This window comes from Ruegeria arenilitoris, from assembly GCF_013032855.1.
Classification (GTDB): Bacteria; Pseudomonadota; Alphaproteobacteria; order Rhodobacterales; family Rhodobacteraceae; genus Ruegeria; species Ruegeria arenilitoris.
Genome location: NZ_WQDA01000001.1, coordinates 396,437 through 412,542, shown reverse-complemented (window position 1 = coordinate 412,542; position 16,106 = coordinate 396,437). Strand labels below are relative to the sequence as shown.

General features: G+C 60.9%; 13 protein-coding genes and 1 pseudogene. 7 read left to right on the top strand and 7 right to left on the bottom strand.

Annotated elements, in window-relative coordinates:
* Positions 1 to 2: 2 nt before the first annotated feature.
* The gene (locus GOW72_RS01945) at positions 3 to 806 is read right to left on the bottom strand and encodes a metal ABC transporter ATP-binding protein (protein ID WP_170364762.1); all 804 of its coding nucleotides are present in this window, start codon (positions 804 to 806) and stop codon (positions 3 to 5) included.
* A 2-nt stretch (positions 807 to 808) separates the two neighbouring features.
* Positions 809 to 1,762, bottom strand: a complete 954-nt coding sequence (locus GOW72_RS01940; RefSeq protein WP_170364759.1) for a metal ABC transporter solute-binding protein, Zn/Mn family — start codon at positions 1,760 to 1,762, stop codon at positions 809 to 811.
* A gap of 197 nt (positions 1,763 to 1,959) precedes the next feature.
* Between GOW72_RS01940 and deoC the strand changes: the two genes are divergently transcribed.
* The 3 genes from deoC to GOW72_RS01925 are packed head-to-tail and all read left to right on the top strand — an operon-like array spanning position 1,960 to position 6,140.
* Positions 1,960 to 2,958, top strand: coding sequence for a deoxyribose-phosphate aldolase (deoC, locus tag GOW72_RS01935; RefSeq protein WP_170364757.1), 999 nt, complete (start codon positions 1,960 to 1,962; stop codon positions 2,956 to 2,958).
* A gap of 11 nt (positions 2,959 to 2,969) precedes the next feature.
* Positions 2,970 to 5,303, top strand: coding sequence for an aldehyde dehydrogenase family protein (locus tag GOW72_RS01930; protein WP_170364756.1), 2,334 nt, complete (start codon positions 2,970 to 2,972; stop codon positions 5,301 to 5,303).
* A 27-nt stretch (positions 5,304 to 5,330) separates the two neighbouring features.
* Positions 5,331 to 6,140: an SDR family oxidoreductase gene (locus GOW72_RS01925; RefSeq protein WP_170364152.1), complete on the top strand. Its 810-nt coding sequence runs from the start codon at positions 5,331 to 5,333 to the stop codon at positions 6,138 to 6,140.
* 69 nt (positions 6,141 to 6,209) lie between these two features.
* On the opposite strand, the gene GOW72_RS19080 is transcribed toward GOW72_RS01925, so the two are convergent.
* Positions 6,210 to 8,858 (bottom strand): AsmA family protein, encoded by a 2,649-nt coding sequence (locus GOW72_RS19080; RefSeq protein WP_170364753.1) that lies wholly within the window; start codon positions 8,856 to 8,858, stop codon positions 6,210 to 6,212.
* A 245-nt stretch (positions 8,859 to 9,103) separates the two neighbouring features.
* Between GOW72_RS19080 and GOW72_RS01915 the strand changes: the two genes are divergently transcribed.
* From GOW72_RS01915 to GOW72_RS01900, 4 genes are all read left to right on the top strand, one after another.
* The gene (locus tag GOW72_RS01915; protein WP_342355333.1) at positions 9,104 to 9,373 is read left to right on the top strand and encodes a potassium channel family protein; all 270 of its coding nucleotides are present in this window, start codon (positions 9,104 to 9,106) and stop codon (positions 9,371 to 9,373) included.
* A 161-nt stretch (positions 9,374 to 9,534) separates the two neighbouring features.
* On the top strand, positions 9,535 to 10,614 hold the full coding sequence (locus GOW72_RS01910; RefSeq protein ID WP_170341131.1) for an AI-2E family transporter: 1,080 nt from the start codon (positions 9,535 to 9,537) through the stop codon (positions 10,612 to 10,614).
* Positions 10,611 to 11,675, top strand: coding sequence for an HlyD family secretion protein (locus GOW72_RS01905; protein ID WP_170364749.1), 1,065 nt, complete (start codon positions 10,611 to 10,613; stop codon positions 11,673 to 11,675). The genes GOW72_RS01910 and GOW72_RS01905 overlap by 4 nt, the downstream gene beginning before the upstream one ends.
* Positions 11,665 to 12,681 (top strand): DUF2955 domain-containing protein, encoded by a 1,017-nt coding sequence (locus tag GOW72_RS01900; protein WP_217353470.1) that lies wholly within the window; start codon positions 11,665 to 11,667, stop codon positions 12,679 to 12,681. The genes GOW72_RS01905 and GOW72_RS01900 overlap by 11 nt, the downstream gene beginning before the upstream one ends.
* Before the next feature lie 42 nt (positions 12,682 to 12,723).
* On the opposite strand, the gene GOW72_RS18920 is transcribed toward GOW72_RS01900, so the two are convergent.
* The 4 genes and pseudogenes from GOW72_RS18920 to GOW72_RS01885 all read right to left on the bottom strand — a co-directional run bounded on the left by GOW72_RS18920 (position 12,724) and on the right by GOW72_RS01885 (position 16,087).
* A complete protein-coding gene (locus GOW72_RS18920) occupies positions 12,724 to 12,867 on the bottom strand; it encodes a hypothetical protein (protein WP_244952302.1) in 144 nt (47 codons plus the stop codon).
* A 6-nt stretch (positions 12,868 to 12,873) separates the two neighbouring features.
* Positions 12,874 to 13,188: pseudogene (locus GOW72_RS19110) on the bottom strand (cupin domain-containing protein); the annotation flags it as partial.
* A gap of 251 nt (positions 13,189 to 13,439) precedes the next feature.
* Positions 13,440 to 14,750, bottom strand: a complete 1,311-nt coding sequence (locus GOW72_RS01890; RefSeq protein ID WP_170364743.1) for a M16 family metallopeptidase — start codon at positions 14,748 to 14,750, stop codon at positions 13,440 to 13,442.
* A complete protein-coding gene (locus GOW72_RS01885) occupies positions 14,747 to 16,087 on the bottom strand; it encodes a M16 family metallopeptidase (protein ID WP_170364741.1) in 1,341 nt (446 codons plus the stop codon). The genes GOW72_RS01890 and GOW72_RS01885 overlap by 4 nt, the downstream gene beginning before the upstream one ends.
* Positions 16,088 to 16,106 lie beyond the last annotated feature (19 nt).

The following is a 16,106-nucleotide window of genomic DNA, read 5'->3' as shown; positions in this document are numbered from 1 at the left end:
TGTCAGCCCGCAGTGCCCGAGATCTGGTCGATCTGGGCGGTGGCAAGCCGCCCCCCGTACGCGGCCTGAAGAGTCTCGGCGGTAAAGGCCTGCTCGACCGGGCCCTCAGCGACCTTGCGGGTATTGATCAGGAACACGTGGTCGAAATAATCCGTGACCGTGGCAAGGTCATGGTGGACCACGACCACCGTCTTGCCGGCTTCCTTAAGGGATTTGAGGACCGAGATGATGGCTTTTTCGGTGGCGGCATCGACCCCGGCAAACGGTTCATCCAGCAGGTACAGATCGGCATCCTGAGCAAGTGCGCGCGCGAGGAACACCCGTTGCTGCTGACCACCCGAAAGCTGGCCGATCTGGCGGTCCGCAAACTCATGCATCCCGACCCGATGCAGGCACTCCATCGCGTGGGCCATGTGTCGCATCCGGACCCGGCCCAGCAAGCCCAGTTCCCGCGACAGGCCCATCAGGACCACGTCGATGACCCGCGTCGGGAAATCCCAATCGACGCTGGCGCGCTGCGGCACATAGGCGATTCGGGCCCGCTGCCGGTCCAACGCCTTGCCGAACACCAGCACCTGGCCCGACAGCGGCTTGACGATACCCAGCGCCGCCTTGAGCAGCGTCGATTTGCCAGCGCCGTTCGGTCCGATGATGGCCGTCATGGCTCCGGGTTGCACCGTCATGTCTACCGAGAAAATGGCCGGTTTCTGACCGTAGGATACCGTCATCCCCCGGATCACAAGCGGGCTGTCATGCACCGTCAGGTCCCCGCTTGATGACGATTTGCCAGCCGCAAGCTCCAACATGGTCAGAACCCCGCCGACAGCTTGCCGGACATGCCGCGTTCGGGCACATCCGCACCCAGGCCCCGTGCAATGACCGTGATGTTGTGATCCAGCATCCCGATATAGGTGCCCTCGTAGGTGCCCGGCTCGCCCATGGCGTCCGAATACAACTCACCCCCGACCGAGACGGTATGACCCTTCGCCGCCGCACCCTCGATCAACGCCCGCATCGACCGATCCGAGACCGAGCTTTCGACGAAGACGGCAGTCAGGTTGCGCGCGACCAAAGTGTTGACCAATTCTCCGATCCGGTTCAGCCCCGCCTCGGACTGGGTCGAGATACCCTGTATCCCCAACACTTCGAACCCGAATTCCTCGCCGAAATAGGCAAAGGCGTCATGGGCAGTGACCAGCACCCGGTTGTCTTCGGGTACCTGGGTCAGCACCTTTTTCCCATAAGCGTCCAACTGGTCGATTCCAGCCAGAAAACGCTGGGCGTTGGCGGCGAAATAAGCGGCGGAGTCTGGCCGCACGTCGGTCAGCGCCTTTTGCACCTCGACGACGACATCCTTCCACAAGACCGGGCTCATCCACACATGTGGATCGTATTTGTCGGCATAGTCGGCATGCGCACGCAGTTTCTGCTTGTCGATGGCATCCGCCACGGCAACGACTTTGCGTTTGCGCCCGAGGTCGTGGAAGAAGTCTTCCATCTGCGCCTCAAGATACAAGCCGTGCCACAAGACCAGATCGGCCCTTGTCGCGGCAACGATATCGCTGCGGGTCTGGCGATAGCCGTGCGGGTCGACACCGGGACCCATCAGCCCTTTGACCTCGACCTGATCACCGCCGACCTGCTGCACGGCGTCCGCAATCATTCCGGTCGTCGCCACGACCTTCAGCGGCGCCTCGGCCCACGCCGCCAAGGGCAGCGCGGCACCAAGAGCAAGGGCAAAAAGAAAACTGCGGCGAATCATATGTGACCTCGTTCCGAGTACCAGTTAAGAATGAATATGCGAACCATTCGCAACTAAGTCAACCGTGTTGCGAATTACTCGCAAGAAAAAGCTGAATTTGTCCATTTGGTCAAAAAAGTGGCCTAAGGCGCCCGGTTTGCCTTTCCTTTGGCCGTTTCCCGTGCGATTTTGGCGCAAACCTCCCAAAGGACGTGACAATGGATACGCAGAGCTCAGAAAGCCCCGTGCGCACCGCGCATCTGCCGCAAGTGACCGAGCCCCGAAACCCCGGCATGAATCTGGACCTGGACTGGGTGCGCGCCGTGCAGGCCAACACCTCGGCCATCGAGCGCCGGGCCGCGACCCTGCCCGGGCGCCGGTCGGTCAAGAAAGAGCATCAGGCCGCCTGGCTGCTGAAGGCGATCACCATGATCGACCTGACCACCCTGTCCGGCGATGACACCGAGGGCCGCGTGCGCCGCCTGTGCGCCAAGGCACGGCAGCCGGTGTCCCCCGCCCTGCTGAGGGCGCTGGACATGCCGCCGATCACCACCGGCGCGGTCTGTGTCTATCACGACATGATCGAAACGGCGGTGGATGCGCTGAAAGGCACCGGCATTCCGGTCGCCGCCGTGTCCACCGGCTTTCCGGCGGGCCTGTCGCCCTTCCACCTGCGCGTGGCCGAGATTGAGGAGAGCGTGAAGGCGGGGGCCGAGGAGATCGACATCGTGATCTCGCGCCGCCATGTGCTGCAGGGCAACTGGCAGGCGCTGTATGACGAGATGAAGGCGTTCCGCGCAGCCTGCGGCGAGGCGCATGTAAAGGCCATCCTCGCCACCGGCGAGCTGGGCAGCCTGCGCAACGTGGCGCGCGCCTCGCTGGTCTGCATGATGGCGGGGGCGGATTTCATCAAGACCTCGACCGGCAAGGAAAGCGTCAACGCCACCCTGCCCGTGTCGCTGGTGATGATCCGCGCCATCCGCGACTATTATGACCGTACCGGCTATCGCGTGGGCTACAAACCCGCGGGCGGGATTTCCAAGGCCAAGGATGCGCTGGTCTACCTGTCGCTGATCAAGGACGAGCTGGGCGACCGCTGGCTGCAACCCGACCTGTTCCGGTTCGGCGCGTCGTCGCTGCTGGGCGATATCGAGCGGCAGTTGGAACATTTCGTCACCGGGGCATACTCGGCCGGTTACCGGCACCCGATGGGCTGAGGACAGGAACAATGACAGTCAAAGAGATTTTCGCGACCATGGAATACGGACCCGCCCCGGAAAGTGCCGCCGAGGCCCTGGCATGGCTGGTCGATCAGGGCGACAAGTTCGGCCATTTCATCGACGGCGCCTTTACCAAGCCCGGCAAAGGATTTGAAAGCCGCAACCCGGCCACCGGCGAGGTTCTGGCCAAGCTGACCCAGGCCACGCAGGCCGATGTGGACGCCGCCGTCGCCGCCGCTCGCAAGGCGCAACCCAAATGGGAAAAGCTGGGCGGCCCCGCCCGCGCCCGATACCTATATGCAATCGCGCGGCTGATCCAGAAACACGCCCGCCTGTTCGCGGTGCTGGAGACGCTCGACAACGGCAAGCCGATCCGGGAATCGCGCGACATCGACATTCCACTGGTGCAGCGGCATTTCTACTATCACGCGGGTATGGCCCAGCTGATGGAAACCGAGCTGCCCGACGCACAGGCGCTGGGGGTCTGCGGCCAGATCATCCCGTGGAACTTCCCGCTGCTGATGCTGGCGTGGAAGGTGGCCCCGGCGCTGGCCATGGGCAACACGGTGGTTCTGAAGCCCGCCGAATACACATCGCTGACGGCGCTGCTGTTTGCCGATATCTGCATGCAGGCCGGTCTGCCCAAAGGCGTGGTCAACATCGTCACCGGCGACGGCGCGGTGGGCGAGATGATCGTGAAGGCAGACGTGGACAAGATCGCCTTTACCGGCTCGACGATCGTGGGGCGCCGCATCCGCGAGGCCACCGCCGGGTCGGGCAAGTCCCTGACGCTCGAGCTGGGCGGCAAGTCGCCCTATATCGTCTTTGACGACGCCGATGTCGACTGTGCCATCGAAGGTCTGGTCGATGCGATCTGGTTCAACCAGGGCCAGGTCTGCTGCGCGGGCTCGCGCCTGCTGGTGCAGGAGGGCATCGCCGAGCGGTTCTATGCCAAGCTGCGCGCCCGCATGGACACGCTGCGCATCGGCAACCCGCTGGACAAATGCATCGACGTGGGCGCCGTGGTGGACCCGGTGCAGCTGCAGACCATCAAGTCGATGGTCGAGGGCAACGCGGTAGGCCAGGTTTACCAACCCGCCTGTGAGTTGCCCGCGAACGGCTGCTACTACCCGCCAACGCTGATCACCGGACTCGAGACCTCGGACCCGCTGATGCAGGAGGAGATATTCGGTCCGGTTCTGGTCTCATCAACCTTCCGCACCCCGGCCGAGGCGGTCGAGCTGGCCAACAACACCCGTTACGGACTGGCGGCCACGGTCTGGACCGAGAACGTCAACCTCGCGCTGGACATCGCGCCCAAGCTGGTCGCGGGCGTGGTCTGGGTCAATGCCACCAACCTGTTCGACGCGGCCGCGGGCTTTGGCGGCGTGCGCGAAAGCGGTTTTGGCCGCGAAGGCGGCTGGGAAGGGCTGAGCGCCTATACCAAGCCCAAGGGCAAAGCCAAGCCGCTGGCCAAGATCGAACCTATTGTGGGCGAAGGCGGCCCGGTCGATTCGGTCGACCGCACGGCCAAACTGTATGTCGGCGGCAAGCAGGCGCGGCCCGATGGCGGCTATTCCCGCGCGGTCTGGGGCAAGGCGGGGCTGCTGGGCCATGTGGGTCTGGCCAACCGCAAGGACGTGCGCAACGCGGTCGAGGCTGCGGCGGGGGCGGCGGGCTGGTCCAAGACCACCGGCCATCTGCGGGCGCAGATTCTGTATTACATCGGCGAGAACCTCTCGGCCCGCGCCGACGAGTTCGCGCATCGCATCGACGCGATGACCGGCCGCAAGGACGGCGCGAAAGAGGTCGACGCCGCAATCCAGCGCCTGTTCACCGCAGCCGCCTGGGCCGACAAGTATGACGGCCAGGTGCATGGCGTTCCGATCCGGGGCGTGGCGATTGCGATGAAGGAACCGGTGGGCGTGATCGGCGCGCTTTGTGCCGACGAGGCGCCGCTGCTGGGTCTGGTCTCGGCCATGGCCCCGGCGATCGCGATGGGCAACCGGGTGGTTCTGGTGGCGTCCGAGCCCTATCCGCTGGCGGCCACCGATTTCTATCAGGTACTGGACACCTCGGACGTGCCCGCAGGCGTGGTCAACATCCTGACCGGCAGTCATGAGGAACTGGCCAAACCGCTGGCCTCGCATCTGAACGTGGATGCGGTTTGGTCCTTCTCGTCGTCGGACCTGTCAGCGAAGATCGAGGTCGTCTCGGCCGGGAACCTGAAACGGACCTGGGTCAATAACGCGACGGCAATCGATTGGGGCATGGACCACACCCGCCGCTTCCTGCAGGCTGCGACCGATATCAAGAACATCTGGGTGCCCTACGGCGAGTAGGGCCCCTTCCAAAGCGGGAGGCTCTACATGGACTTTGCAGGAAAGACGGTCATCGTCATCGGCGGGACCAGCGGTATCAATCGGGGCATCGCCGAGGCCTTCGCGGCCTCGGGCGCCAAACTGGCCGTGGCCAGCCGCTCGCAGGAGAAGGTGGACGACACCATCGCCGCGCTGAAGGCGGCCGGCGCGGCCGAGGCCATCGGCGCGGCCTTCGACGTGCGCGACGCCGAAGCGGTCGCGGCGGGGCTGGAACAGTTCCACGCGAAACTCGGTGATTTCGACGTGCTGGTTTCGGGGGCGGCGGGCAACTTCCCGGCGCTGATGGCGGAGATGTCGGTCAACGCTTTCCGCACCGTGGTCGAGATCGACCTGATGGGTACTGTGCATGTGCTGAAAGGCGCCTATCCCTATCTGAAACGGCCCGGCGGCAACATCATCAACATTTCGGCCCCGCAATCTTACCTGCCCTACGAGGGCCAGGCCCATGTCTGCGCGGCCAAGGCGGGTGTCGATCAGATCACCCGCACCCTGTCGATGGAATGGGGCGTGGAAGGCATCCGGGTGAACTCGGTGGTGCCGGGTTTCATCGAGGGCACCGAGGGCGCCAAGCGTCTGGCCCCCACCCCCGACGCGGGCGAGCAGCTGCGCCGAGACGTGCCGCTGGGCCGCTGGGGCACGCCTCAGGACGTAGCCAACGCCTGTCTGTTCCTGGCCTCGGACATGGCCAGCTATGTCAGCGGTACGGTTCTGGCCGTGGACGGGGCGCTGTATCAGCGCGGCTCGGGTCAGTTCGGCCAGATGATGGGGCAGATGCTGCGCAGCATGAAAAAGGGGTGATCCGCGTCCGACAGGCTTGGCCGGCCTTGCCGAACACAGGCAGGGCCGTGGCCGCTTGGCAAACCGCCGCTACTGCAACTGCAGGATATCCGGGATGCAGAGCTTTCTTTGTGCCGGCATCTGGTCTGCACCATCCGACCGCTTCAGCCTTTTCGGACCATCCTTGACTTTGACCTTGGGCTCAGCGAGCGCTCCCCTCAGTGTCACTGGCCACGGGCTGCGCGCAAGTGGCTCGCCAATCTTTCTTGGCTGGATGTTCAGGTCCAACACCTTGTCCGTCAGGTCGACAGCGCCAAAGACAACGACCTGAACATGATCTGTTTCCAGCGTCGTCTGTTTCGTCTCAATTTTTCCGTTGGAAATGCTGATCGGCGCGCGCAGGCACACGATTGGCGCCACTTTCTGTTTTTCCTTGGTAAATACCCACGGAAGAATACCCAGCCCGGCCAGATCCAGAAGCTGGGTTTCGATCGAACCGTCACGCATGGAAACCGTGGCATTGCCACTCATGCTGCCGACGAATTGCTTGACGGTATCCGTGCCCCCCGTAACCGAGAAATCTGCGTACACCGTGCCGCTGGCGCCTTTCTTGAAGTTCAGGTTTTGCAGAAGGTCATCCAACTGCCATCCGCCCGCCTTTCCGGTCAGGGTCAGCAGATGTGCCTCATTCGAAAGATCCATTTGCCCGCTGACGTCGAAATGACCACCTCCGTATTCAAACTTCAGAGGTCCGGCCCGTAGCTCGTTTTCGTCCAGAGTCAGTTCGCTCTGCAGGCTGCTGATGCCCTTTGCACCCTCAATGTGACGCAGGTCTATGTCGACATCTACATTCACACCCGACAGCAAAATGGCCCGCCCGATGGGTTTGAGGGTCACATCCCTCAACGGACCTGTGTCACCGTCGCCTTGCTCGGCATCTTCCTGCTCCGGCGGTGAACCACCTATCTTGCGCAGTTGGGCGGCCGCCTGAACGATGGTCCGGATTTGATCGATTTTTATCAGATCGCTCTCGATCGACCCCTGCAGCACGGGATCGCTTGTTGCGTCATCAAGATCCGCCGCGATTTTCAAGACCGACTCGGAAACCTCGACATTGGCGTTGGCATTCCAATCGGTGCCTTCACTTACCAGGTCGATTTCAAGATGGGCCCGACCGGTGTCCACCGGCTCCAGCGACAAGGCCTTCAGAAGATCTGCGCCCGACGGAACATCCACGTCGATTGCCAGATCCAGATTCTCGAACTTGAGGACATTTTCTACGGATCCGTGCACCTCCAGGCTCCAGACCTCGGTTTCGCTTGTCTGACCATCCAGATTGGTCAAAGCAAGCTGTTCGATGTTTCCGTTCAAATGAAAGTCTCCCGAAAACCTGCCCAGCTGGTCATCGGGGCCCAGCAGTTCGGGCGAGATCAGACTGCTTGCCGGAATATCAATCAAACCCTCGGCGGATACGCCCTGCAACTGCAACGCATCCTCGACCGAACCGGTCAGAATGATAAACGGATCGGCGGGGTTTCCGATCCTCAAATTGATGTTGCCCACGCTCAGGGCACCTTCGGGCGTTCTGGCAAGCTCGGAGAATTTGATCGGCGGCGGGCCCTCACCAGAGGTGTCCAGCGTGAAACCGTTCGTCTTGATGACCATCTGCCGTTGCGGGACCTGTCCCGAGACACTGTCGATGACCATATCCACAGCAATAAGCTTGAGGTCATACCGCGAGGCAGCCGGAGCCGGCTCGGCATCCTCAGGATACAGGCGAATGCGGGTCGTCAGAGAAACATCTTCCGGATTGCCCAATTTCCCGATTTGTCCGGTGACGGAAAGGCTTTGGCCACCATCCAGCTCGGCCAGAACAGACAGGTCATCAACCCGTGCGACGCCGTCTGCCAGTTTGAATGTTGCACCAACATTGCCCGAACCCTCCAACACGCGGTTGAGTTTCAAGACATCGAGCAGTTGACCCAACTGATCGACCTCGAGGGTCGCCTTGACCTGAAGGCCAGTCTCCACAGGAATCTGTTGGGCTTCGACCGAAATCTGATCAAAGTTCCATGCCACTTGGAACGGGTCCTGGGGCGGGAACGTGCCCTTCAAGTCAAAACTCTGACCGTTGAGCGACCCCGTTCCGACCGCCGAGGCAACATCGGTTTCGGCATCGCGCTGCAAAACCAGTTCTGGAAGCTGCAAGTCCAGTCCAATGCCATTCAGGTCGTTCTGATAGAGTACGGTGACATCTTTCAGGTCGATCGTGCGATCCGTCAGAATTCCGGCCAAAGGCTGGGCCGGACGTTCCGAAGCCTTGTCGGTTTCGGCCCCGGTGCGCGAAAAGAACTGCCAGTTGGTCACGCCTTCTTCGTCTGTGATCAGGTTCAGATGAACCCCCGACACTGAAAGATTGCTCACCGACAGCTTGCTGTTCCACAGGTCCCGTGCAGATACGTCGAACTCGATCTGATCAATCGCTGCCAGATCCGCCTCGGCCTTGGGTGTGGCGGGCAATACCAGTCCAGCTGCTGATACCTGCAACTGACGACCAAGGCCCAAACGCACCTCATCCTCAATCAAGACCTGCTGACCCAGCTTCCTTGAGATCAGGTTCTCAACGAAACTGGTCCGCACCGACGAGAACAAAGCGGAAGACAGAAACAGCCAAGCCGCGGCAAAAACCACAAGCGCGACCGCGCAACAGATCAAGACACCTTTGACAATTATTCGCACGTTTCCCCTCAGCGTCCCGATTCAGCATGTGATTACCCTAGAGCATTTATCCATCATGTTAATGGAATACATGTTTCGCGCGCCTTCTGAGGCCACGAGATTGCCGTTGCCCGGGCCAACTCACCCTTTGGATTCACACAATCATCCATTTACTGCTATATGTGAATTCTTTTGCGAATGAGGGCATGATGAATTCACTAACCAGAATAACGCGTGGGATAGGTGTCGCATTCAAGGACGGCAGAGTGAAGGGCATACTCGCCTTCACCGTCGGAATGATCCTTTGGGCGTCCGTGTTCTACCATTTTGTCGAGGGGTGGAGTTGGTTGGACTCTATCTATTTTTCCGTAGTGACGATCTCGACCGTGGGTTTTGGCGACTTTTCTCCTGAAACCGCTGCGGGCAAGATCTTTACGATGGCGTACATAATCGTGGGTCTGGGTATCTTCGTCACCGCCGCCACGACCGTGGCCGACACGATCCTGTCCCAGGAGGATGAGACTCCGAAAAAATAGGCTCTGGCAAGGTGAGCCACAGCGTGCTTTGCACCTCAGGATCCGCTTGCAAAGTGGGGGCTGAGTCAACCACCACACTGCCGGAAACCACTAAGAGCTCAAAAATATACATATTTGCTTTTTTGAGTGTAACATACGGAAAAACATACCAGGGGGATGGAATGGAAAAGACTCAGGACGCAAAGATTGTCGACCTTGCGATAAGGTTACTGTTTCTCGGGCTGTTTCTCTACAGCGCCTTGGTCATGGTTGCCCCGCTTGCAAGCGTCGTCATCTGGGCCACAATTCTCTGCGTCGCGCTTTATCCCGCCTTCGATTGGCTTCAGTCCAAGCTGGGAGGACGGAAGAAGCTGGCAACGACGATCCTGGTTTTACTGGGTCTGGTTCTCACATTGGGGCCGGTAGCAACGGCGGTATCTGGGGCTGCGGAACTGGGGTCCGAGTTCGCCGAGCAGGCTGACAAGGGCGAGTTGAAGATACCGCCGGCACCGGAAGGCCTGAAGGATCTGCCTCTGGTCGGCGCCAAGCTTGCCGATGCCTGGGGCATGTTTGAACGGAACTTGGATGGTGCGCTTGCAAAATACGGCGCGCAAATCCTCGAGATCACCAAATCGCTCTTTGGCAAAGTCCTGGGGATCGGAATCGGGCTTCTCGGCCTTGCCCTGTCGGTGTTGATCATGGGCGCCCTGTTCAGCCCCGGACCGGATCTGGTGCAGGGCCTTCAGCGCTTTGCCAACCGCGTATTTGCGCCACGCGGCGGCGAATTCGTCACTCTGGCAGGGGCCACGATCCGGAACGTCACCAAGGGTGTAATCGGCGTTGCCGCCATTCAGGCCGTCGTTGTTTGGGTCTTGTTGGCGCTGTTCGGGATATCCTCGGCCGCGACTCTGGCGTTCATCTGCCTGATTCTCTCGATCATCCAGATCGGCCCCGGCCTCGTTCTTCTGCCGCTGGTCATCTATGCATGGAGTTCCATGTCCGGCGGAGCGGCGCTGATCTTCACCGTTCTGGCCATTCCCGTCAGCATAATGGACAGCTTCCTGCGGCCGGTTTTCATCTCAAAAGGCCTGGAGACACCGATGCTCGTGATCCTCATCGGGGTTCTGGGCGGGATGATGGCCTATGGCCTGATCGGCATCTTCATGGGTCCGGTCTTGTTCGCCGTCTTCTACGAGTTGTTCAAGGTCTGGATCGACGCCTCACCAGCGACCGATGACACCGCCGAGGGAGCCGCAAAATGAGGAAGACGATCTGGACGACACTGGCCGTCATTCTCATCTTCCTCATCTGGTATCTGGTTGCCGACCGCAAGACGCCGTTCACCGGGAACGCACGGGTAAAGGCCGTGGCGACCCAAATCGTTCCGCAGGTCACGGGAACCGTGATCGAGGTATTGGTAGAAAACGGGCAGGTCGTCTCGGCCGGCGATCTGCTGGTTCGGATCGACCCGAGACCCTACGAGATTGATCGCGACAGAGCCCAGGCCGACCTTGAGGCGGCCACTCAGGAGGTCGGCGCATCCTCGGCCGAGGTAAGTGCGGCGCAAGCCAAGTTGGCCCGCGCGCAGAGCGATCTGGATACGATGCGCATTCAGACGGAGCGGGTCTTCGCGCTCGAGAAGAAAGGGCTGATTGCCATCTCGAAAGCCGACGATGCCCGAGGCCAGCTGGCCGAGTCCGAGGCGAACTATGAAAACGCCAAAGCAGATCTGGAGAAGGCCAAGCAAAGGCTTGGGGACGAAGGGAATGAGAATCCCAAAATCCAACGTGCCTTGGCGGCTTTGGCCGATGCCGAGCTCAATCTGGAATGGACCGAACTGCGCGCGCCGGCTACGGGCGTCATATCCAACTTGTTGATTGCACCCGGCACATACGCCCGGTCCGGCCAGGATCTGCTGACGTTTCTTGATGCGACGGACGTGTGGATCGAGGCGTATTTCACCGAGAACAATCTGGGGCGCGCCACCGTCGGGTCTCCGGTGGATGTCGTGCTGGATATGCACCCCGGTCAGATCATCCCGGGCAAAATCGAAAGCTTCAGCGCGGCGGTCTCGCTGAGTGGCGGCGACACACCCGGACAATTGGCAAGCCCGCCGAGCACCAAAGGCTTTCTGCGCGAACCTGAACGGTTTCCCGTGCGCATCATACTGCCGGGCTACGAGGCCGGAAGCGCGGAAGACGACCTGAGGTTTCAGTTGAACGGTCAGGCGGATGTCATCATGTACCTCAGCGACAACGGGATACTGAACGCGGTCGGTCGGACATACATTCGTTTGGTTTCGATCTTTTCTTATGCGTACTGAGGACAGACACGCCGTTTACAGACTTGCACTGGGTGTGACCGGCGTCTTTTCTCTGGGGCTTTTCCTTGGGTGGCCATTGGCGGTTGTTGGCGCGGTGTTCACCGCGCTCTTCCTTCAGGCACCTACCGCGTTGCCCCTGGCCGCGTTTGCGAAACTGTTCGTTTTCTCGATTGCGTTGATGTTCGTTTCTTTCCTGCTCTCATCGGTTTTCGCGCCCTATCCGGTCGTGTTTCTGATACTGGTGGCGATCGGGATAATCCTGTCCTTCATATGGTCCGTGTCAGGCGCCGGTGTCCTGCCGGGCGTCATCGCCCTGATGGGGGCGCTGATGATCCCCAACCTCGTTCTGCAATCTCCGGATCTGGCGCTAGTGCTTGTATTCTGGATCCCGCTGAACCTGTTGTTTGCCGGTTTCGTATCGACGTTGATGTTCACGCTTATTCCGGCCGCCCCCCAGAACGCCACGCAGGGCAAAGCCGCATCCGCCGCTGACTTTGACAAGCATCGGCGCATCGTCAGAATGTCTCTTGTCACGGTTCCTTTCGCCCTGGCATTTTTTGTGTCTGGGGCGTCTGCCCTGCTGGTTCTGTTCTTTGTGGCTCTTCTCAGCCAGCAGCTCGCTGCGATGCCTGCCGCCGGCAAAGCCGTGGCCAAGGCGATGCTGACGGCAAACCTGCTCGGCGCAGCCGCGTCCATCATCTGCTACGAAGTCAACGTCATCGCGCCGGTCATTCTCACGCCGATCCTGCTGTGCTTTTTCGCCTGTGTGACGCTGGGCGCGCTCGGCAAATCCCAGATCCCGCTGGCCGCCGCCGCCGGATCGGCCCTGACGACGGTCCTGATTGTCTACGGCGGGTCGATTTCACCGTTTTCGGACGAGGCCGATGTCAAAAGCATCACTCGCGTTCTGCAAGTCGCAAGCGCGGCCCTGTTCGTCATCATAGCCTACGTGGTCGTGGATGAGTTCTGGCCGGAAAAGAAACGCGAAAACCCGGTGAATGCATGACGCAGCCGCCAACTTTGGCGCCCGAGGCAAATCGGACTGACATCAAAGTTGCAGGGGCGGCCCCAGAAACTCGATCTGCCATTTCTCGGAGAATGCATTCAGCACGTCCCGGTCGGGAACTCCGTCTGCCATGATGTCTCCCAGCCCGTTGAAGAAGGCGACCGTGTCGAAGGATGGCAGTATCATGACCAGTTGCCGCGCTGGCCCGTCGGAAAGATTGCGAAATGCGTGCGCGGCGCCCCCGGGGATCGTTACGACGTCGCCTGTTTCTGCAACAAAACGCTTTCCATCGCACTCGTAGAGATACCGCCCGTCCAAAACGCGAAAGATCTCAGTTTGTGGGTGACGGTGCAGAGGCGGGCCAAACCCCGGTTCATTTATTGTCTCTATGACCGAGATATTATCGTCGGTGGTGTCGTGCGGTATCCGGACAAACAACTGCAGTCCGATCGCCGGGACGTGGATGGGAGGGTCGGTCAACTTCGAATGCCAGAAATGATAGGGCATCGATGACCCCTCCTTCCTTACCCGCGAAAATAGTTCCGCTTCATGATGACATCTGTCCATCAAGTGAAACAAGCCCGCCGGCGGACGCGCATGACCGTGAATACCGTACCGGTTTTACGGAACAGGTGGCGGATACGCGGACGATCCACAGGTTGCGGACGCTTCCGGTTCAAGGGACCCGGGGCGAGCGGCGCTGAATGGCCGCTCGTCAAGAATTCTGCAAAAGGCCTGCCGACTGCCGGCCCTTCGCGTCAGTTCGTGGTCTCAAGCCCCTCGGGTTTGCCCACAACCACGAAATGCAGCCCGTCCGGGTCCAGCAGCTCGGCCGCGACGCGGTTCACCTCGTCCAGCGTAACCGCGTTCACCTTGTCGTTTCGGGTCGCGATGTAGTCGATCGGAAGATCTTCCATCTGCATGCCCACCATGATGCCCGCGATCTGGGCATTGCCGTCAAAGCGCAACGGATAAGCGCCGGTCAGATAGGTCTTGGCGTCGTCCAGCTCTTTCTGGGTTACGCCTTCGGTCGCCGCGCGCCGCCATTCGTCGCGAATTACCTCGATAGCCTGCCCGATCCGGTCATTGGCCGAGGATACCGACCCAAGATAGACCGAGGCCAGATCCTTGGGCACCAGATAGGTCCCGACGCCATAGGTCAGGCCGCGTTTTTCGCGCACTTCCTGCATCAGGCGGCTTTCAAAGCCGCCGCCGCCGAGGATGTGGTTCAGGATGTAGGCTGCAAAGAAATCCGGATCGTCGCGGTCGATGCCCTTCTGGCCGAACAGCGCCACTGATTGCGGCGTGTCGAACTCGACCACCGTGACGCCACCGGGGATCGTTACCTCGGCATTCCCGGGAATCGGTTTGCCCGTTTCGGGAAGGTCCGACAACAGATTGTCCAGCAACGCACCCAACTCTTGGGGTGTGATGTCGCCCACTGCGCCCACATACAGACGGTCCTTGGCGAAGACGCCTTTGTATGCGTCGATGATATCGTCACGGGTCAGGGCCGATACGCTGTCGATCGAGCCTTTGCCGTTGGATCCATACGGATGATCGCCATAGGCCATTTTGGCGAATGCCTCACCCGCGATGTCATTGGGGTCGGTCTGTTCCGAGCGCAGCCCGGACAGGACCTGCGCCCGAACCCGGTCGATCGCGTCCTGATCAAAGCGCGGTTTCTGGATGGTGGTGCGCAGCAGGTCAACGGCGTCGTCCCGGTTTTCAGTTAGGAACTGGGCCGAGATCGCAACACTGTCATCCGTGGCCCTGTATCCGATCGACGCCGCCAGGGATTCCAGCGCCCGCGCATAGGTGCGGGAATCCATGTCGCCCGCGCCTTCTTCGAGAAGGCCGCTCATCAGATAGACCGCGCCGCGTTTGTCGGGATCGTCCAGTGACGTGCCCCCGCGGAACCGCAGTTCCAGCGCAGTGAACGGGATCGAGTGATCCTCGACCAGCCAGGCCCGGATGCCGCCGGGCGAGGTGACCTCCTGAATCTTGATCTCGGCCCAGGCAGGCAGAGCGATCAGCAGGGCGATCAAGGGGGCAAGGAAACGGATCATTGGGTCACCTCGTCATCACGCATCAGCCAGCCGGTGACAGACGCTTCGGGCTGAAGCACCTCGCGCGCGGCGGCGATGATTTCTTCGCCGGTGACGGCCTGCAAGATGTCGGGCCAGGCCTGCACGTCCTCGACCGTCAGGCCGCTGGTCAGCGCCCGACCATAGCGGTTGCCGATTCCATCGACATTGTCTCGGGCATAGACCTGTGCGGCGCGCAGCTGCATCTTGATCCGGTCCAGATCCTCCGGGTTGACGCCTTCTGCGATGAAATCGACCACCGCCTGATCCATCGCATCCTCGGCCTCTTGCAGCGACACGCCTTCAGCCGGAACAACGATCAGATCAAAGGTCGTGTCATCCAACGACACCCCACGATAAAACGCCCCGGCATATACAGCCAGTTGCTGCTCAAGCTGCAGTTTCTCGTTCAGGTAGGACGTGGTGCTGCCGCCCAGCAGTTCGGCCAGCAAGAACAACGCGGCAGCCTTTTCCTGTGCACCGGCATCACGCTCGGGCGCGAGGTAGCTGCGCTGAACATATGGTTGCGAAACCCGCGCATCCTTGAAGGTCAGACGCCGCTCGGCGGTCTGCGGCGGTTCCTGCGATCGGACCCGTTCAGGCAGGTCCGGGTTGGCGGGGATCACGCCATAATACGTCTCGGCCAAGGCTTTGACCTCGTCGGGGTCCACATCGCCAGTCACCACCAGGATCGCATTGTTGGGCGCGTAATAGGTCTGGTAGAAGGACAGCGCGTCCTCCATGTCCAATGTCTCCATCTCGTGCTTCCAGCCGATCACCGGAACGCCGTAGCGGTGGTTGAGATACTGCGCCGCGCTCATCTGTTCGCCGAACAGGGCGCGGGGGTTGTTCTCGGTGCGCTGGTTGCGCTCTTCCAGGATCACGTCGCGTTCGGTTGCGATGTCGCTCTCGGTCAGCCGGATGTTGCGCATCCGGTCGGCCTCCATCTTCATCATCAACTCCAGCCGGTCGGCCGCGACGCGCTGGAAATAGGCTGTGTAGTCATACGAGGTGAAAGCGTTGTCGTTGCCCCCATTGGCCGCAACGGTGGCCGAAAGCTCGCCCGCCTCCATCGTATCGGTGGCCTTGAACAGAAGATGCTCGAGGAAATGCGCCACACCTGACGACCCGATCGGCTCATCCGCCGATCCGGCCCGATACCAGACCATGTGCTGAACCACGGGCGCGCGGTGATCTTCGACCACGACGACATCCATGCCGTTGTCCAGGGTAAAAGTGGTGACGGCCTCGTGCCCGGTTTCGGCCAAAACCGGGGTTGCGGTCATCAAAGCGGCGCAAAACGCCAAGGCCCGAGCCATGGGGCATCCTCCGTTTCGT